Consider the following 17,571-nt stretch of genomic DNA (forward strand, 5'->3'; position numbering starts at 1 on the left):
CCATTGTAGCACGTGTGTAGCCCAGGTCATAAGGGGCATGATGATTTGACGTCATCCCCACCTTCCTCCGGTTTGTCACCGGCAGTCTTGCTAGAGTGCCCAACTAAATGATGGCAACTAACAATAAGGGTTGCGCTCGTTGCGGGACTTAACCCAACATCTCACGACACGAGCTGACGACAACCATGCACCACCTGTCACTTTGCCCCCGAAGGGGAAGCTCTATCTCTAGAGTGGTCAAAGGATGTCAAGACCTGGTAAGGTTCTTCGCGTTGCTTCGAATTAAACCACATGCTCCACCGCTTGTGCGGGCCCCCGTCAATTCCTTTGAGTTTCAACCTTGCGGTCGTACTCCCCAGGCGGAGTGCTTAATGCGTTAGCTGCAGCACTGAAGGGCGGAAACCCTCCAACACTTAGCACTCATCGTTTACGGCGTGGACTACCAGGGTATCTAATCCTGTTTGCTCCCCACGCTTTCGAGCCTCAGCGTCAGTTACAGACCAGAGAGCCGCCTTCGCCACTGGTGTTCCTCCATATATCTACGCATTTCACCGCTACACATGGAATTCCACTCTCCTCTTCTGCACTCAAGTCTCCCAGTTTCCAATGACCCTCCCCGGTTGAGCCGGGGGCTTTCACATCAGACTTAAGAAACCGCCTGCGCTCGCTTTACGCCCAATAAATCCGGACAACGCTTGCCACCTACGTATTACCGCGGCTGCTGGCACGTAGTTAGCCGTGGCTTTCTGGTTAGATACCGTCAAGGGATGAACAGTTACTCTCATCCTTGTTCTTCTCTAACAACAGAGTTTTACGATCCGAAAACCTTCTTCACTCACGCGGCGTTGCTCGGTCAGACTTTCGTCCATTGCCGAAGATTCCCTACTGCTGCCTCCCGTAGGAGTTTGGGCCGTGTCTCAGTCCCAATGTGGCCGATCACCCTCTCAGGTCGGCTATGCATCGTCGCCTTGGTGAGCCGTTACCTCACCAACTAGCTAATGCACCGCGGGTCCATCCATCAGCGACACCCGAAAGCGCCTTTCAAATCAAAACCATGCGGTTTCGATTGTTATACGGTATTAGCACCTGTTTCCAAGTGTTATCCCCTTCTGATGGGCAGGTTACCCACGTGTTACTCACCCGTTCGCCACTCCTCTTTTTCCGGTGGAGCAAGCTCCGGTGGAAAAAGAAGCGTTCGACTTGCATGTATTAGGCACGCCGCCAGCGTTCGTCCTGAGCCAGGATCAAACTCTCATAAAAAGTTCGAACAATCTTGCGATTGTTAAGCTCAATTGTTTGCTAGCATATTGCTTGCTTGTTAAAAATGTTTGTTGTCTTGAATCAATCAAGACGCCCTACACATTTGGTTTGTCTTTGCTTTGTTCAGTTTTCAAAGGTCTACTTGATTAAAAGCTAATCAGTTGAGATTGCCGTAGCAACTTTTATATCATATCAGAGTGACGTTTGTTTGTCAACTCTTTTTTAAAAGTTTTTTTCGACTTCATTTTTTAGAAGTGTTTCAGCAACTCATTTATCATAACTCGTCGTTTGTTATTTGTCAACAACTTTTTTGAAGTTTTTTTCGATAGAATCAAGCTTCGTAAGCTGTCGTTTTTTAACGACTTAGTTATCTTATCATGTGTTTTTAGAAACGTCAAGAACTTTTCTGCTATTTTTTTAGAAAGTTTCATTACGCTGTTTCTTAAATCAACGTTAATAAATTTATCACGTAAACCAAGGTACGTCAACAAGCATTTTCACTTAATTTTTCAAAAAAATATTCAAGCAAAAGATCATCATTCGCTTTTACTTCAAAAGAAGCATAAAAAAGTTTGCATTATCGAATATAATCCATGATAAACTGAACGTTTCATCCTTTAAGGAGGGTCGGTTACCATAAAAAAAGAAACTTGAATTTTTTTTCAAGTTTCTTTTGGTGTCTAATTCTACATTAAAAGAAAGGAACTCCTTCCACTTCGTAAGTGCCAAGGACAGAGCGCATTTGATCTGGGTCTTCCCAAAGATAGCCTTTACCTAAGTCTTCACTTTGACTTTTTTGCTCAGTTTCAAAAACAAACAATGGAACATTTTCGTGATTAATATGTGTATTGGTCAACTCCATCAAATTAATTTTGCTAACATCAATATGAACGATTTCTTTTAAAAAGCTAAGTATGTTTGCTAACCCCGTCTTTTCTTCTGAAAGCTCTGCTAATGCAAACTCCAGCTTGTCATCAATTGAATGGACTAAAAATTTTTTTGATCCATCCTCCAAATGCAACATGATTGTACCAGCTACTTTTTTGCTTGCCAAAATTTCCACCTCGATCAACTTGTTCTGTGGTTTACATAAAAATTCTAGCACATTTTCAGAAAAAATACACTTTTTATTTCTTATTTTCTTTCTGTTCTAGTTCTTCTAGTGCTTCGTCCACCCATTTTGGTAGTTGTTCCGCAATCGTGGCAAACCCGATCTTTTTATTTTTATTCGTAAAGTATCTTTTCCTTCGATAAGGAATAACAGGGCTCTTCTTCTCCAACGTACGTAACGACAAACTAATTTTTTTTGAATATTCATCAATGTCAATGATTTGAACAGTTACTGGTTGACCAACTTTTAACAATGTGTGAATACTTTTCGTGTAACCTGATTGTACTTCTGATACGTGAATCAAGCCTTGTGTTTCCTCGTCTAAAGACACAAATGCACCATAAGGCTGTATTCCAGTTATTTTTCCTTTAATTATTTGTCCAATTTTATATGTCATGTACTTCCCTCTCTTTGCATTTATCATTATACTGTAAATGATTTAAAAAAAGAAGTTTTGAAAATACTCAATAGAAAAAGGGGTCCTTTAGATGAGTGAATTTGACAAGAAAGTTTCAAGAAGACATACCGATAGCGTAAAATGGGATTCAATTAAAGAAACCTATCAAAGAGACGACTTATTGCCTTTATGGGTTGCAGACATGGATTTTTTATCACCTGTTGGAGTAAAAAAAGCTTTTGAAAATTATGTTTCTCAAGGTCTTTTTGGTTACTCTACCGTTTCAGAAAAATTATATCACGCAGTCATCAATTGGGAAAAACAACAGCATCAGGTATCTTTAACAAAAGAACACATTGTCTTTACTAGCGGTGTTTTATCTAGTTTAGCTGTTGCAATTCAAACTTTTACTGAACCAGGTGACAGTGTGCTGATCCATGACCCCGTTTACCCACCTTTTTCTGCAATCGTCGAGAGTAATCATCGTCAGCTTATACGGAGTCAATTAATTGAACAAAACAATAAATTCATGATGGACTTTCAAGATATGGAAAAAAAGATCGTTGAACAACAAGTAAAAGTGGTAATCCTTTGTAATCCCCACAATCCAGGGGGGCGTGTTTGGACTAAAGAAGAATTATCACAACTAAGCGAACTATGTTTGAAACACAAAGTGCTGCTTTTTAGTGATGAAATTCATCAAGACTTAGTTTTTTCAACGAACCATTTTAACTCGATGTTAACGATTGATGAAACACTAAGTCAGTCTTTAATCACGTTTACTTCGGCAACCAAGACCTTTAATTTAGCAGCGATTAAAAACTCAATGGTGTTTATAAAAAATCCTAAATTAAAAGAACAATTTGAACAGCGGTTACTAATGAATCAGCAACAAGATATAAATACTTTTGGTCTAATCGGTACACAAGCTGCTTACGAAACGGGTAGAGAATGGCTTAGTCAACTGCTTTCTTATATAGAAAAAAACGCGGCCACTGCCACTTCTTTTTTTGAAAAACATTTACCTCAACTAGGTGTGATGACGATTGAAGGAACGTATTTGATGTGGTTAGATTTTTCTGCTTATGAAGCGAATGACGAGTTGCTAGAACAAACATTGATTACCAAAGGAAAAGTTGTTTTAAATCCTGGCATCTCATTTGGTCCTGCCGGTCATGCTCATATGCGATTGAATTTAGCTTGTCCGGAAGAAACACTACTAGATGGATTGATGCGGATAAAAAAAGCCTTCACATAAAAAACAAAAGCACTTTTGACGACTTTTAAACGAGGTTCTATTCTAATTAGAAATAAAATAAACCAACTGGGTCAATGATTGAAACCAGTTGGTTTATTTTGTGATTAGTTAATAATTAAAATGTCTTACTATTGCGAGTGATTATTCTGATACTTCAACTTTCTCGATCACTACATCATGTACTGGACGATCTTGTGGACCACGTTGTACGTTAGCAATTTCATCTACGGTAGTCATGCCATCAATCACATGACCAAATACAGTATGACGGAAATCTAGCCAAGGTGTCCCACCACCTTTGTATGCTTCGATGATTTCAGCCGGGAAGCCTGCACCTTCTAATTGATCTAGCATATTCGCTGGTACATTTTCATTATTCACGATAAAGAACTGGCTACCGTTTGTATTTGGTCCAGAGTTAGCCATCGATAACGCCCCACGTAAGTTGAACAACTCACGACTAAATTCATCTTCAAAACTTTCACCATAGATGCTTTCGCCACCCATACCTGTACCAGTTGGATCGCCACCTTGAATCATAAAATCAGGGATGACACGGTGGAAAATTACTCCGTCGTAATATCCTTTTTTAGCAAGTTCAATAAAATTTTTAACTGTTTTAGGCGCTAATTCTGGGAATAATTGGACCGTAATGTCGCCACGGTTTGTTTTTATTACTGCCTTTGGTCCTTTTTCATTTTCTAAGCTTAATTGTGGGAATACCATATCTTTTTCCTCCTAAAAATTATTCCTTCATTGGTAATAATAACATATTCTCTCTATTCGCTGTTACATGAAACTTAAGAAAACAAAAAGACTCATCCTTATGTAAAAATGATTATATACTTTTTATCAAATGATAGATACTTTTCTGCGTTTCTCTGACTTAAAAAATAATCCACGAGTATTTTTAAATATGTGAACCAGTAGATTTCACGAGAGATCGTTTTCGCTTCTGCCCCAACCTCCTTAAGAATTAGAAATAAATCATTTGTTTGAGAAGTATTCTCAATTAAATTCTGCTATAGTGTGGGTATGAGGAGGAAGTTTTCTATGGAAATCTATGATATTACAATTATCGGTGCAGGACCAGTAGGGATGTTTGCAGCGTTTTACGCAGGTATGCGTCAAGCAAAAACTAAGATCATTGACAGTTTACCTCAACTAGGTGGGCAATTATCAACGCTTTACCCAGAAAAATATATTTATGATATTCCCGGCTATCCCGCCGTGAAAGCCAGTGACTTAGTAGCAAATCTGGAAAAACAGTTAACCACATTCAATCACTCTTTTCATTTGAATGAGGAAGTTCTTTCTATTACTAAAGAAGATGAAATAATTGAGATCACCACTACTAAAGGAATCCACTATTCAAAAGCAGTCATTTTGACTTTAGGAAGCGGTTCTTTTCAACCTAGAAAATTAAATGTACCAGAAGCAACAACTTATGAGCATCACGGACTCGATTATTTTGTGAACGATTTAATGAAATATGCTGGTAAAAAAGTAGCAATTGCAGGTGGTGGTGATTCAGCAATTGATTGGGCGTTGATGCTAGAACCGATTGCGAGTGAAGTTTATCTTATCCATCGCCGGCCAGAATTTAGAGCTCATGAGCATAGTGTAAACTTATTGAAAGCTTCATCAGTCAATCTTTTAACTCCCTATCTCATTGATGAATTATCTGGAGAAAATGGGGAATTGACCGCTGTTCGCTTAAAACGGGTAAAAAGCGAGGAAACAATTGAGTTACTGATTGATTCATTGATTGTTAATTATGGATTCACCTCAAATCTAGAACATCTTTCAACATGGGGACTTGAAAGTACCAGAAATGCAATTTCAGTAAACTCAGATATGTCAACCTCGATACCAGGCGTTTATGCTGCTGGCGATATCTGTTCTTACAAAGGAAAAGTAAAATTGATCGCTACTGGATTTGGCGAAGCACCTACAGCTGTCAATAATGCGTTACACTTTATTAACCCTAAAGAACGCACACAACCTGGACATAGTACCAGTTTATACGATAAAAAAGTTCCTCCGAAATAGGATAGCTTGTATGATTTTTGACCATTTTGTCCAAAGCAGAGGAGACAACATTTGTTTCTTGCTTTTTTATTTGGTAGGCTAACAATATAGTTGATTCACAGAAGCAAAAGGAGGAAGAAAATGGTTATCAAAACTGAAACGCTAGAAGAAAAAGCACGTGAATTGCTTAATGAGCGTGGAGTAACCCTTGAAGACATTGCTGAGCTAGTGATGTTTTTACAAAAAGATTACATTACTGATCTTACTTTAGCAGATTGTATCCAAAGTGTTCACGCTGTCTTAACCAAACGTGAAGTCCATAACGCGATCATAACTGGGGTTCAATTAGATATTTTAGCAGAAGAAAATAAATTGATGTCACCGCTCCAACATATCATTGAAGATGATGAAGGACTGTATGGGATCGATGAAATACTAGCCTTATCAATTGTAAATGTCTATGGGACAATCGGTTTCACTAATTATGGCTATATCGATAAAGTAAAGCCTGGTATTTTACAAAAATTAAATAGCCATGACGGAAAAAATGTGCATACTTTCTTGGATGACATCGTGGGTGCAATCGCTGCCTCTGCTGCCAGTCGTCTTGCTCACCAAGAGCCAGAAAAACGCAGTCGTTTGACTCAATAAGAGGTTGTGAAAAGAGCGACTTGTCCTGAGTATTAAGGATGAAAATCTCGAAACAGCTTTTCATGTTTTGAGATTTTTTGACTTAATACCGAAGGACAGCTCTTTGAACACCGTGAATCAGAGGTTGTGAAAGAAGCGATCAGCTCCGAGCGAATAAGAGAGGATTTTTTAAAACAGCTTCTCATATTTTGAAAAATTCAGGCTTATTTCAAGGAGCTGATGTTTGAACACCGTTTAGAGAAAGAGGTTGTGAAAAGAGCGTTTTGTCCTGAGTATTAAGGATGAAAATCTCGAAACAGCTTTTCATGTTTTGAGATTTTTTGACTTAATACCGAAGGACAGCTCTTTGAACACCGTGAATCAGAGGTTGTGAAAACATCGCATAGCTCCGATGACAATAAGAAAGAATTTTTTAAAATAGCTTCTCATATTTTGAAAAATTCAGGCTTATTTCAAGGAGCTGATGTTTGAACACCGTTTAAAGCAAAAACCCGAGACAATCTCCTTGTCTCGGGCTTTTTTTATTCTGTTGAAACAAAATAGGCATTATGATTTGTTCTATTCTATGTTTGATTTTAACTTCTTTTTAGCTCTCTTTTTCCAATGATCACAAAAAAAGCAAAAAAGAGTTCAATTAAAATAAAAAATAAAATAAAACTATGCATAAAAAATTGTTCTGGTAAGACGTTAATGATTGGATCGGTTGTCGGATCAAACAGCCAATCGTCGTTGTTAAAAAATGTTTCATGGAACAAGATAAAAAAGCGATCAAATCCTACCAACATAAAAAAGCCAAAAACAATCGGTACGAGCATTCCAATCTTAAACGGTTGAACTAAACGCCAAAAACGCTTATGACGTTTCAGATAAAAAAGATAGTAGATACTAGGTATCAACGTCAGCAGCAGCACAAAATAGTTAAGTAAAAAAAGTTTTTTGACTTCATAAAAATGATGTGCCCCACTTGCAGAAATAGGAAAATTTTGCAGGCTTAATTCCTTCTGAAAAGGATTATTTAAATAAGCCATTAATTGATCAAAATTTTTCAATAAAGTTTCCTGATCAAGCGTAGTATGATCCAATATATTCAGATATTTGATGTCTAGTTCATAGAGAAAGCGAAAATTGATTGTTATCGCGATCGCCAGACTGATCAGCATGAAGAATAGACAAACCAAACCAGCATATTCTCCCCACACCCATTTTGTTTTTCTCATTCTAGAAACTCCACTCATCTAACGAACGGAGAACGTGTGTAGCAGGTACCGGTAATAAAGGTACATCCTCAGCTTTCGTAAATCCTGAGAGCACCAACAACGTATCAATCCCATTTCGAATCCCTGCTTGGATGTCTGTTTCATAGTTGTCTCCAACCATGATGACATCTGCTTTCGTTAAACCTAATTTTTCTACCGCCTTATCCATAATGATCGCTTCTGGTTTGCCAATATAAATCGGCGGCGTCTGTGTAGCTGTCTCCACAAACGAAATAACCGATCCTGCACCTGGCAGCAACCCACGCTCAGTTGGAATATTTTTATCTGGATTTGTTCCAATAAATGTTGCCCCTTTTTGGATCGCAAGAGTCGCTTTGACTACTTTTTCATACGTCAGATAATTATCTAGACCGACCACTACATAATCGGGATTTTCTTCATCCCAGACAAATCCTGCTTCTAAAATCAAATCGATCAAACCAGCTTCACCTATGGCATAAAACGTGTTTCCTTTCCCGGCAGCGTGCATAAAATCGATCGTTGCTAAAGAAGCTGTATAAACAGTTTCTGGGCTAACGTGTATATCAAATTCATCTGCCAAGCGATTGGCTACTGCCTGCGGACTTTTTGTGGTGTTATTCGTAACAAACAGAAAAGGCTGTTTTTTTGCCTGAAGAGCCTCCACAAAACGTTTCCCAGCAGGTATAGGTTCAGTCCCCCGATAAATCGTTCCATCTAAATCAATCAAATATCCTTTATAATCCATCTTTACTCTTCCCTTTGTCTTATCGTAAAATTAGTGTTGGCTTTTGGTTTAGTTGATGTTTTTTCAGTCTTTTTTTGTTCTGTTTTTCTTTTTTTGATGACCGGTTTTTTGTGATTTGAAGAAACGGGTCCTTTTTTCTCATCAATGTACGCACGATGTTGGTTTTGATTTTTCTTTTTTCTTCGGCGAGGAGTATTTTTTTCCTTCTTACCTCCGATTTGTTCAATCACAAAATAAGCGCAACCAAAATTACAATACTCATACAAATAATCTTCCAAAGCATCAATTCGTTGGTCGGGATGAGCACGTCTGTTATCTACACGGAAAAATCCTTTTAATCTTAGTTGTTCATAGCCCCAATCACCAACGATATAGTCATAACGCGACAAGACTTCACTATATCTTTCGCCAAGTTTTTCTGGATTGAACCCCTCTCGATGATCCTTTACTAGGCGATAGTGCTGTTCGCCAATCAAAAAATTCTTCTCATCGATGAAAGTAATGATTTCTCCCTTTACTTTCTCCGGTTTGGGTTCTTCGATAATTTCTTCTAACACGGCGGTGATTTCTTCTGTCACCGTATGATCCTCGACATTTTTCGCTGTCTGTTTTTCTTTTGTTTTAGCTTCAACGGCGTGTTGCTCTTTTTGTTTTGCCGACATGCTTTCACCACCTATCGTTCCTATTATACCTTGTTTTTATTTTATTGGATAGTGAGCATTTAAGTATTCCCCTACTACGCTACGAATAAATTCCGGAAATAAAAATTCATTTTCACCAGCAATCTCAATCGTTGGAAAGAAAGGTACAAACATAAAATGATCCACTGTTGTAAATGTATATCGACGCTCGTTATCTATCGGCTGATTCAGCCAGTGAACTTGATGATTCACTGCATCATAAGAGATTCCACTATAAATCACTTGTCCAAAAATTTTTCCCCGAAATCCCATACCTCTGATTGGGTAATTGCGTAAAAAGGCACGATTTTTTTCGATTTCTAATACCAATCGAATCAAATCACTTCCTTTAAGTGTGACATTCAGTAAATGCATTGGATGAGGCAATGCCGTATGCAGTTGATCCTGATTGATCAGCCCTGCTGGTAATCCAGTTAAAAACAACCCACTATTTAGCATTGCCCCTTGTGTTTGCCCACGATACTTGACTGCTTCTAACGCCTCATAGATAAAAGAATGTTCCGAAAAAATATCTACTGATAAATCATAAGGTAACTTGGCTACTTTTTTTGCCGCTAATAGTTCGTGCCCTTTAGTTAAATAATCTTGGCTTTCCTGCTCATCTTCAATAAACGTCGTCATCGTTTCTGTTGGGATAGCCCGAGCTGATTTTTGGATGATGTTTTTATGCTCATCAACGGTGAGATGAACCTCTCCAACGTATTGTCCATATTTTCCCGCTGCTGCAAGCTGAACACCATTAACGATTTGACCATCAATCAGCAAATGATGCGTATGTGAGCCTAAGATTACATCGATTGACGGAAGTTCTTGGGCAATCTGACGATCGTCTTGGATACCTAGATGGCTCATCAATACCAAGATGTCTACTTTTGGTCTTAGTTCTTCCACTAATTCAGGCAAAATATCATAAGGGTTTCTGATATCCCAACCATTTGGACTATATGTTAAGGGAAAAGGAGCCGTCAAAGCCAGTAAGCCGATTTTAGTCTGTTGAGGAGTTTCAATGATCTTGTACTTTTTTGCCCATTTCGGCGGTTGCAACAGATGTTTATCAAACAAATTATCCAATAAAATATCAAAGTTTGCCTGATCATAAAGATGATTCAATTGATCCTTGGCATTTCCCACGCCTTCATTATTACCTATCGTCACAGCATCATAGCCTACGTTATTCATTAGTTCAACATTTGCTTGTCCATCGGTTGCTTCTGATAGCGGGTGCCAGCGATCAACAAAGTCACCTAAATCAACAGTGATGGTCGTGGTATTTTCTTTTTTTTCGTTTTCACGCTTTTTTTGCTCAATAAACCTTCTGATTTTAGGCCAGTTTTCTAGATGCGAGTGTAAATCATTCGTATGTAATAGAACTATTTTTTCCATCTTATTCTTTCGCCTCACTTTTCTTTATCATACCATAGGCTTTTTCTTTGTTCACTTTGAAAGATTTTAAAGAAAATCAAATTCCTCCGCTGTGAATAGACTCCATTCTAAACGTTAGCCTTGTGGATAATATCGGATCAAAGTAATAATCAGTATCTCTCTAGCTAGCGATTCGGGGTAGAAAAGTGATGAAAAAATACGTTACAGCAAAACATGATCAATAGATATAATTCTATCGGCATTGCCCATTTATTCGTCAGCTAACTTTCAATCAAATCGACAGAAATAAGCCGTAGAATTTCCAATATACGCAGGACGAATGTCGGAATTCTTCGGCTTATTTCTTAAAACTAACTCTTCTATCACTACTTCTTCAGTAATAATCAAGTAGTAATCAAGTAGTAATCAAGTAGCAATCAGTTTCTCATTTTTCTCTTTTCAGCCAACTAATTGAAGTTTTTTTAATCAAAAAATTGATTAGATGCAGCTATGCTGATTTGTAGACGATCCAATGGTTCGCCAAACATCCCTGCCCAGCCATCATAGCCAGCGATAGAGGTGCCATCATCACAACATACTCCTAGCCAACCAGCTCGGGCGGTCGTTTGAGAACGGTAGTAGGCTTGCGATAATGTCTTACCTGCAGGTGTTGTATAGTAAAGTTGCACACCATCGATGGCTTCACCAGGATTTCCTGCACATCCATTGACCATATCATTTGGATCACCTTTGCTGACCCAATCTAACCAACCACTTTTTACTGTATGGACTCGATAACGAATCGTTCCCGCATCTACTTTGATATAAAGCATGTCATGTTGATTATTTGGCAATCCTGAAAAACCATTGGAATCTACATCATTGAAATTGGTAATTTCTCCTAACCAACTTCCGCCCAAAACACGTAACCCATAGTGAACATTGGTAGAAAAACTTCCCCCATTATTTACCCCTGGTGAATAAGTAAATAAAGGATTGGATTTCGCAATCCCGATTTGCAGACGGTCTAGCGGTTCGCCAAACATCCCCGCCCAACCATCATAACCGACGATCGATGTTCCATCATCGCAACAAGTTTGTAACCAGTCAGCACGAGCGGTCGTTTGTGAACGGTAATATGCTTGTGAATAAGTTTCTCCAGCAGGTGTTGTGTAATAAATTTGTACACCATCAATAGCTTCTCCAGGATTCCCTGCACATCCATTGACCATGTCATTTGGATCACCTTTACTAACCCAATCTAACCAACCGCTTGTCATCGTGTGTACTCGATAACGTAATGTTCCTTTATCAACCTTGATGTATAGCATATCGTGTTGATGATTCGGTAATCCTGAAAAACCATTAGAATCTGAATTGTTAAAGTTAGTGATTTCTCCTAACCAAGCTCCCCCCAACACTCGTAAACTATAATGAACATTTGTCGAAAATGAAGGTGGCGTTGGGTCATTAGTCATTCCTGTTGAACTTGATTGATTAAAACCGCCAGAAAAACGCCAAACTTCATAATAATGAAACCCATTTGCAACGATATAATTTTTATCAAAACGTAATTCTTGAATCGCAGTATTTTTTTCTCCTTGCGTATAGTAACAAGTTGAAGTGATGTTTTTACCACCACCAGTAATCACACCTGTATGTCCAATCGCACCACCTGAATCAGCCATCGAGGACCCACCAGAAAGTAAAACAATATCCTCATCTTTCAGCTGAGAGAGATTGGAAGCGTTTGAATTTCCGACTAAAACTAATACATAACCACATCTTTGGAGATAACCACCAAGGGTAACCGTATTATATAAATAGCTATAAGGAATTCCAGAGCTGTCTTTGACTGCTTGAGTAATACTTCCAGAACAATCTGCCGTTCCATCTGTACCGTTTCTTGAGCCAGTCATGGAATAGGTTATCTGTCCACGATGTTTATTGAACCAATCCACGACTTTTGTTCGGTTTAATTGTTGGTACCAGTATCTAGCTTGTTGCGCTCTTGCTGGTTGGTTTGCATTTGCCGGTCTTTCATAATATTGAATGAAAATATTCGCCAGTTCTTCTGGAGATTTGTTACTTGTCTTAAATTGTTGAAACGTCATAGATATATTATAAAATTGTTGATTGTTTGCTACCTCCCACTCAATACGTTTGCATTGAGAAATGACGTCTTTGTAATTTAATCCATTCGCATTTGCCCAATTGATATATTTAGATGCTGGTGTCCATTGCACTAGTCCGTATCCACCAGACATATTTCCGACAATGTCGCTCTCCCATCGGTCGGCAATAATGCCACTTTCTGATTGCATGTTCCCTAATAATCCAGCAACTGCGGTTTTTGACCAACCTTGACTGACCAAGTAATCCCAAATTGTTTTTGCTGTTTCAAATTGTCCCATAATAGTTGTTCGCTCCTTACTTTCAATCATTTTTTCATATTAGTTGCGCCTTTAAATGTACACAGCTTATTACTTACTGTTATCTTTCATCCTCCTAAAAAATTATTTTGATCATTTGATTCGAATCACATAGATATGTGAGCTATTTTAGTGATTTGTGACAGAAAAAATAAAATCTTTCACTTTTTTCTAAAAAGCTGTGCCTAGGTTGCTTTGTTAGTAAATAAAAAAGTCATTATCACGTAGTATCTCAGTAAATTCACTTTGATCCTTCCTAATCGTTCTCTGTTTCATTATTGTTTTGGTTTCATTTTGTCTTGAATTGATTTTAAAATCCCCTCAAAATAAGTCGTTACTTCTGACTCAGCAATATTAGTCAAAATGCTCCCAATCTCAGTGAAAATCAGGCAAGTCGTAAAAACCTTTACTAACGTAAATTCAAAATGAACGCCGTTTTGGATCAACACAAAATCAACGACTCCCGTCAGGATCAATAACACAAAATGACTGAGTTTTTTCCAAAGTCCTCGCCAACTTAGCGTTGAATACCAAACATGATTGACTTTTGCTTTAAGCCAACCTGTTATGAGATCTAATAGAACCACTAGAAAAAAACTGTGAATTAATGCTTGATCACTAGCAAAGACTTTCGTTAATGCCGTCATACTAACACCTCCTTTTAAACGTAATGACTGCGAAAGAAATGCCCTCCATAACAGACATTAGTTTGCAGTTTTGAGTCCCTTGCTTTTAGCTTTCATCATTTGTTTGATACACTATTCTTCTTTTTACATTGTCAGACCTTCCTTTCACTACTTTGCTAAAGATTTTTGTTTCCATTTAGATATGTTGGAAAATAATAAAATTTGTGACAAAAAAAGAATTTTACAAAATATTCGTTGTGAATATTTGTAAAATCCATATTTTGGACTAAAGTTAAATTTTATTCCAGGCTTTTTTCTTGTCATTTATTTTAATTATTTTTTACTTCTTCTGCTTTCTTTAAAATCGCATGTGTCAATGTTTCAGAAAAATTGATCTTCAATTCTTTGCCTAATTTATCTGCCCACTTAGGAATAGACACATTTTTACGTTCTCTCTTTTCCATGTCCAGATACTCTTTTATATTAACTGAAACAAGCGTGACAAATGAATCCTCTTTATTGTATGTATTCGTCTGCTCAAAAGGGAAATAGTTTTCTACATTAATATTGTTTACACTTGAGCTAGACGGCAATTTATTTTCTTCCTCAATATAATAAGACAATTGTAGCCCAAGATAGTCACTAGCCATCTGCATACCGTCGTTTATATCATTTGCTTGTGTTCCGTTTCCATCAATATCAGGAAAATGTATAAAATAGTATGGTTCTTTATCATCGGTCATTAAATAAAAAACAGCTGGATACGTTAATACCATCAATATGTACCTCTTTCGATTATTTATTTTTAGATCATTGGTATGAAACTGAATCTTTCTACCAATAACAATTATACTCTCTATAGCTATTTACTTCTCTATAAAATACAAATAAAGTACCTAAAAAACTAAAGAGGCTCTGGTTCATTAGACAAAAAAAACGTAACAAGTAGTAAAGTACTACCTATCACGCTTTTAAGATTCGTTTTAATCAGACACATGGCGGATCCTGCTTAGTGCTGCTTCCTTCCAGATCTGACACGCTTCACAAGCCCGCCATTGTCCTAGCCTTTCGGCAAATAATAGTATACCTGATTTTTTTTTATTTGGCTAGCCTTTTTTTAATTTCTTTTTTCTTAAGCGCAACTCTCTAAAAAAATCCGTTAAAAGTTGGCCACATTCCGTTTCCAAAACACCTCCTACTACATGGGCTTGGTGGTTAAACCGTTCATCTGTCAACAAATTCATTAATGTTCCCGCTGTTCCGCCCTTTGGATCATACGCACCGAAGTATACTTCTTTGACTCGAGATAAAATCATCGCACCGCTACACATAGGACAAGGCTCGAGCGTCACATATAATTGGGCTTCTTCTAAACGCCAACTTCCAACATTTTGACAAGCTTCACGGATCGCAATCATTTCCGCATGCGTGGTTGCGTCTTGCGTGGTTTCTCTTAAATTATAGCCTCTTCCAATGATTTCATCATTTAAAACAACAATAGCCCCAATTGGTACTTCCGCTAATTGTTGGGCTTTCTGAGCTTCTTCAATGGCTAAACGCATCCATTTTTCATGTTTTTCATTATCGATTTCCTTCATTTCCAATCGATCCCCTACTTTTCATTTTCTTGCTTAACTTTAGCATAAGTCAAAAAGGTTGTAACTAGCTTTTTGTCTTATGGTAAAATAAAACATGAGGTGACTTTGATGGACTTGACAAAACTGATAACACTTTATCCTAATGCACAGAAAAAAAATTCCCCTGCTTCCGATAAAGGAATTCTCTCTTTAGCAATTGATGATTATTTTTTATGGATCGATCAATCGACGATTTCGACACAAGAAACAAATATTTTGAAAGCGTTATTCCCTGTAGCTACTGTCGAAGATAATCATCCGTGGTATCATTATCTATTTGAAAATAAACCGCTAGTAGCAGAAGAAAGCTTTCGCATGATTCAATTTCACATTGATCCAAGAGGAGAATTTCTTAAGCGCCAATGGCAAGAAACAATCGGTGAAATGTTTTTCCACTTAGAAGATTTTTTCTTTTATACAGAAACCGATGCTGTACTGATTGAAAAAAAATGTCCTAGTTATCTAGAAATTTCTGAGCTAAGAGGTATTTTTCTTTCATTAGATGCAGACTTTGAAATTACTACCCAAGTATTTATTGGCTCATTTCATTTGCCTTCTCCCAATTTTTCAGAACTGTTTTTTGAAGAGCGGAAAATATTTTTTGAAGAAAAAAAGCACTTTGCTTTACATGGTGGCGCAATCTCATTATCGGAGGTGGCTTTACATCATTATACAAAAGGAACAATGAACAACAATCAGTTAATTGCAAGTTATCAGGAGATGGTCAAACGGACAGAAATGGAAGAGATCATTTCAGTGTTATGGAAAAATTTAGGTAATATTAGTTCGACAGCTAAATCACTCTTTCTTCATCGAAATACATTGAAATACAAAATCGAAAAATTCCAAGAACAAACTGGGTTCAACTTAAAAGAAGCAAATGATTTACTGTTTTGTCATTTGCTCTTACTGCAAGAACAAACACATTGAACACAAAAAGCGAAAGTATTCGTTCATGAGACAAACCAATAATGTTTGTCCCATTTTCTAATACTTTCGCTCTTTTTGTACTTTTAACTTTACTTTTTTTGTTGCATCACATGATTTTATCAACGTAATGGAGTAAACGGTCTTTCACATCTTCCGTTGATCCTTTTAGAGAATCTCCGTAGACAGAAATTTTCTTTTTGCCTGACTTGATCTTCGCCAGGATTCCCATCAAAGAATCTAAGTCACTATCCGATAAATGTTCAACGATATCTAGTAGCTTTTCGTTTCCATCAAATGTCTCATTAACGAACTTTTTTACTTTTGCCCGGTTCGTCAAATGATGGATTTTTTCAATGACTTTTCCCGAAACAACTACTGCTGTCGCTACGCTTGCTGCTGTTGCGACACCTAATCCAATTGTTACTTTTGTTGATGTTTTCATCATTATCAGCTCCTTTTATCTATATTAATCATAGCATAGATAAAAAGATAAACGAACTATTTACCCTTTTTTACTTTCAAAATCGCCGAAAGATAAAACGCTACCACCAATTTTTCTGATCATCTATATGAAAGGACGCTTCAGCATCGTTTCATCCATTTACTTAGGGGAATATTCAATATTTGTTAATACTTCAGGCAAGTTTTCTTCCAACTCAGCCAATTTATTCCAAATCAATGTCATTGTTTCAAAAAATTCATGAGAAGATCGATCTGAGTTCAAACTGCCTAATGCATTGAGCCAAAGTAATTCTAATAAATAAGGCTCTTTGATCCCAGTATGTTCTTTAACATATTCTGAAAACGCACGTTTAAATAAGGAAGCCATATCTAACTCAGACTTAATCACTACTCCACGAATGCTTTCATGGATTGAAAAGAACTCTTTTAGTAGATGGACGATACTGAAGAAATCATCAATGACATATTCTGATAAATAGCGATCAAAACAGATCGTTATTTCTTCAAGTATTTTTTCTTTTAATATACGTATTGATTTAAAGTGGGCATAAATCGGATAAGTGGAACAGCCACAAAAAGAAGCTAAACTCCTAGCTGTTATCTTTGATAAGCCATTTTCTTCAGCATATACCATACTTTTAAAGAGTAAATACTCTTTGCTAAAATTTGTTACTCTACTCATACAATTCTTCCTTTCTCACTTTTGATCATTTTTTTAAAAAGACATTAT

At 37.2% G+C, this 17,571-nt stretch carries 16 protein-coding genes, 1 rRNA gene, 1 other RNA gene and 2 pseudogenes (1 of these 20 only partly in view); 4 read left to right on the top strand and 16 right to left on the bottom strand.

Annotation, left to right across the window (positions count from 1 at the left end):
* The 3 genes from IGL28_RS10585 to IGL28_RS10595 form a co-directional block, all read right to left on the bottom strand.
* Positions 1 to 1,260: ribosomal RNA gene (locus IGL28_RS10585) — 16S ribosomal RNA — on the bottom strand (it extends 300 nt beyond the left edge of the window).
* Between the two features lie 691 nt (positions 1,261 to 1,951).
* Positions 1,952 to 2,314 carry a hypothetical protein gene (locus IGL28_RS10590; RefSeq protein WP_010720718.1) on the bottom strand — a complete coding sequence of 121 codons (363 nt, stop codon included), beginning with the start codon at positions 2,312 to 2,314 and terminating at the stop codon, positions 1,952 to 1,954.
* Positions 2,315 to 2,387: 73 nt separating this feature from the next.
* Positions 2,388 to 2,768 (bottom strand): CvfD/Ygs/GSP13 family RNA-binding post-transcriptional regulator, encoded by a 381-nt coding sequence (locus tag IGL28_RS10595; RefSeq protein WP_010720719.1) that lies wholly within the window; start codon positions 2,766 to 2,768, stop codon positions 2,388 to 2,390.
* A gap of 91 nt (positions 2,769 to 2,859) precedes the next feature.
* On the opposite strand from IGL28_RS10595, the gene IGL28_RS10600 reads away from it, so the two are divergent.
* Entirely contained in the window at positions 2,860 to 4,026 is a 1,167-nt protein-coding gene (locus IGL28_RS10600) for a MalY/PatB family protein (RefSeq protein WP_081128551.1), read from the top strand.
* A 141-nt stretch (positions 4,027 to 4,167) separates the two neighbouring features.
* On the opposite strand, the gene IGL28_RS10605 is transcribed toward IGL28_RS10600, so the two are convergent.
* Positions 4,168 to 4,752: a peptidylprolyl isomerase gene (locus tag IGL28_RS10605; RefSeq protein ID WP_010720721.1), complete on the bottom strand. Its 585-nt coding sequence runs from the start codon at positions 4,750 to 4,752 to the stop codon at positions 4,168 to 4,170.
* A gap of 327 nt (positions 4,753 to 5,079) precedes the next feature.
* Between IGL28_RS10605 and IGL28_RS10610 the strand changes: the two genes are divergently transcribed.
* Positions 5,080 to 6,078, top strand: a complete 999-nt coding sequence (locus IGL28_RS10610; RefSeq protein WP_081128548.1) for an NAD(P)/FAD-dependent oxidoreductase — start codon at positions 5,080 to 5,082, stop codon at positions 6,076 to 6,078.
* A 120-nt stretch (positions 6,079 to 6,198) separates the two neighbouring features.
* A complete protein-coding gene (locus IGL28_RS10615) occupies positions 6,199 to 6,708 on the top strand; it encodes a phosphatidylglycerophosphatase A family protein (RefSeq protein ID WP_010720723.1) in 510 nt (169 codons plus the stop codon).
* A 575-nt stretch (positions 6,709 to 7,283) separates the two neighbouring features.
* On the opposite strand, the gene IGL28_RS10620 is transcribed toward IGL28_RS10615, so the two are convergent.
* The 10 genes and pseudogenes from IGL28_RS10620 to tadA all read right to left on the bottom strand — a co-directional run bounded on the left by IGL28_RS10620 (position 7,284) and on the right by tadA (position 15,410).
* Positions 7,284 to 7,925, bottom strand: a complete 642-nt coding sequence (locus IGL28_RS10620; protein WP_034700571.1) for a TIGR01906 family membrane protein — start codon at positions 7,923 to 7,925, stop codon at positions 7,284 to 7,286.
* 1 nt (position 7,926) lies between these two features.
* The gene (locus IGL28_RS10625; protein ID WP_010720725.1) at positions 7,927 to 8,691 is read right to left on the bottom strand and encodes a TIGR01457 family HAD-type hydrolase; all 765 of its coding nucleotides are present in this window, start codon (positions 8,689 to 8,691) and stop codon (positions 7,927 to 7,929) included.
* A gap of 2 nt (positions 8,692 to 8,693) precedes the next feature.
* Positions 8,694 to 9,353 (bottom strand): YutD family protein, encoded by a 660-nt coding sequence (locus tag IGL28_RS10630; RefSeq protein WP_010720726.1) that lies wholly within the window; start codon positions 9,351 to 9,353, stop codon positions 8,694 to 8,696.
* Positions 9,354 to 9,389: 36 nt separating this feature from the next.
* Positions 9,390 to 10,775 carry a bifunctional metallophosphatase/5'-nucleotidase gene (locus IGL28_RS10635; protein ID WP_081128547.1) on the bottom strand — a complete coding sequence of 462 codons (1,386 nt, stop codon included), beginning with the start codon at positions 10,773 to 10,775 and terminating at the stop codon, positions 9,390 to 9,392.
* 971 nt (positions 10,776 to 11,746) lie between these two features.
* Positions 11,747 to 12,715 (bottom strand): annotated as a pseudogene (locus tag IGL28_RS10640) (peptidoglycan amidohydrolase family protein); the annotation flags it as partial.
* 75 nt (positions 12,716 to 12,790) lie between these two features.
* Positions 12,791 to 13,198 (bottom strand): annotated as a pseudogene (locus IGL28_RS10645) (phage tail tip lysozyme); the annotation flags it as partial.
* Positions 13,199 to 13,461: 263 nt separating this feature from the next.
* Positions 13,462 to 13,833 carry a phage holin family protein gene (locus tag IGL28_RS10650; RefSeq protein WP_053766345.1) on the bottom strand — a complete coding sequence of 124 codons (372 nt, stop codon included), beginning with the start codon at positions 13,831 to 13,833 and terminating at the stop codon, positions 13,462 to 13,464.
* Positions 13,834 to 14,141: 308 nt separating this feature from the next.
* A complete protein-coding gene (locus IGL28_RS10655) occupies positions 14,142 to 14,588 on the bottom strand; it encodes a type II toxin-antitoxin system HicB family antitoxin (RefSeq protein WP_010720730.1) in 447 nt (148 codons plus the stop codon).
* Positions 14,589 to 14,793: 205 nt separating this feature from the next.
* An RNA gene (ffs, locus tag IGL28_RS10660) (signal recognition particle sRNA small type) lies at positions 14,794 to 14,878 on the bottom strand.
* Between the two features lie 40 nt (positions 14,879 to 14,918).
* On the bottom strand, positions 14,919 to 15,410 hold the full coding sequence (tadA, locus tag IGL28_RS10665; RefSeq protein ID WP_010720731.1) for a tRNA adenosine(34) deaminase TadA: 492 nt from the start codon (positions 15,408 to 15,410) through the stop codon (positions 14,919 to 14,921).
* 108 nt (positions 15,411 to 15,518) lie between these two features.
* On the opposite strand from tadA, the gene IGL28_RS10670 reads away from it, so the two are divergent.
* Positions 15,519 to 16,379, top strand: coding sequence for a helix-turn-helix domain-containing protein (locus tag IGL28_RS10670; protein ID WP_010720732.1), 861 nt, complete (start codon positions 15,519 to 15,521; stop codon positions 16,377 to 16,379).
* Between the two features lie 106 nt (positions 16,380 to 16,485).
* Here the strand turns inward: IGL28_RS10670 and IGL28_RS10675 are convergent, their stop codons facing one another.
* Together IGL28_RS10675 and IGL28_RS10680 are read right to left on the bottom strand one after the other, a co-directional pair.
* Positions 16,486 to 16,821 (bottom strand): hypothetical protein, encoded by a 336-nt coding sequence (locus IGL28_RS10675; protein WP_081128544.1) that lies wholly within the window; start codon positions 16,819 to 16,821, stop codon positions 16,486 to 16,488.
* A 159-nt stretch (positions 16,822 to 16,980) separates the two neighbouring features.
* Positions 16,981 to 17,523, bottom strand: a complete 543-nt coding sequence (locus IGL28_RS10680) for a hypothetical protein (RefSeq protein WP_010720734.1) — start codon at positions 17,521 to 17,523, stop codon at positions 16,981 to 16,983.
* Between the last annotated feature and the right edge of the window lie 48 nt (positions 17,524 to 17,571).

Source organism: Enterococcus sp. AZ077 (genome assembly GCF_051714965.1).
In the GTDB taxonomy this organism is placed as follows: Bacteria; Bacillota; Bacilli; order Lactobacillales; family Enterococcaceae; genus Enterococcus_B; species Enterococcus_B hirae.

What these genes read in the sequence shown, in the direction of transcription:
- IGL28_RS10595 (WP_010720719.1), bottom strand. Translation starts at nt 2,768, where the DNA reads ATGACATATAAAATTGGACAAATAATTAAAGGAAAAATAACTGGAATA.
- IGL28_RS10600 (WP_081128551.1), top strand. Translation starts at nt 2,860, where the DNA reads ATGAGTGAATTTGACAAGAAAGTTTCAAGAAGACATACCGATAGCGTA.
- IGL28_RS10605 (WP_010720721.1), bottom strand. Translation starts at nt 4,752, where the DNA reads ATGGTATTCCCACAATTAAGCTTAGAAAATGAAAAAGGACCAAAGGCA.
- IGL28_RS10610 (WP_081128548.1), top strand. Translation starts at nt 5,080, where the DNA reads ATGGAAATCTATGATATTACAATTATCGGTGCAGGACCAGTAGGGATG.
- IGL28_RS10615 (WP_010720723.1), top strand. Translation starts at nt 6,199, where the DNA reads ATGGTTATCAAAACTGAAACGCTAGAAGAAAAAGCACGTGAATTGCTT.
- IGL28_RS10620 (WP_034700571.1), bottom strand. Translation starts at nt 7,925, where the DNA reads ATGAGAAAAACAAAATGGGTGTGGGGAGAATATGCTGGTTTGGTTTGT.
- IGL28_RS10625 (WP_010720725.1), bottom strand. Translation starts at nt 8,691, where the DNA reads ATGGATTATAAAGGATATTTGATTGATTTAGATGGAACGATTTATCGG.
- IGL28_RS10630 (WP_010720726.1), bottom strand. Translation starts at nt 9,353, where the DNA reads ATGTCGGCAAAACAAAAAGAGCAACACGCCGTTGAAGCTAAAACAAAA.
- IGL28_RS10635 (WP_081128547.1), bottom strand. Translation starts at nt 10,775, where the DNA reads ATGGAAAAAATAGTTCTATTACATACGAATGATTTACACTCGCATCTA.
- IGL28_RS10650 (WP_053766345.1), bottom strand. Translation starts at nt 13,833, where the DNA reads ATGACGGCATTAACGAAAGTCTTTGCTAGTGATCAAGCATTAATTCAC.
- IGL28_RS10655 (WP_010720730.1), bottom strand. Translation starts at nt 14,588, where the DNA reads ATGGTATTAACGTATCCAGCTGTTTTTTATTTAATGACCGATGATAAA.
- tadA (WP_010720731.1), bottom strand. Translation starts at nt 15,410, where the DNA reads ATGAAGGAAATCGATAATGAAAAACATGAAAAATGGATGCGTTTAGCC.
- IGL28_RS10670 (WP_010720732.1), top strand. Translation starts at nt 15,519, where the DNA reads ATGGACTTGACAAAACTGATAACACTTTATCCTAATGCACAGAAAAAA.
- IGL28_RS10675 (WP_081128544.1), bottom strand. Translation starts at nt 16,821, where the DNA reads ATGAAAACATCAACAAAAGTAACAATTGGATTAGGTGTCGCAACAGCA.
- IGL28_RS10680 (WP_010720734.1), bottom strand. Translation starts at nt 17,523, where the DNA reads ATGAGTAGAGTAACAAATTTTAGCAAAGAGTATTTACTCTTTAAAAGT.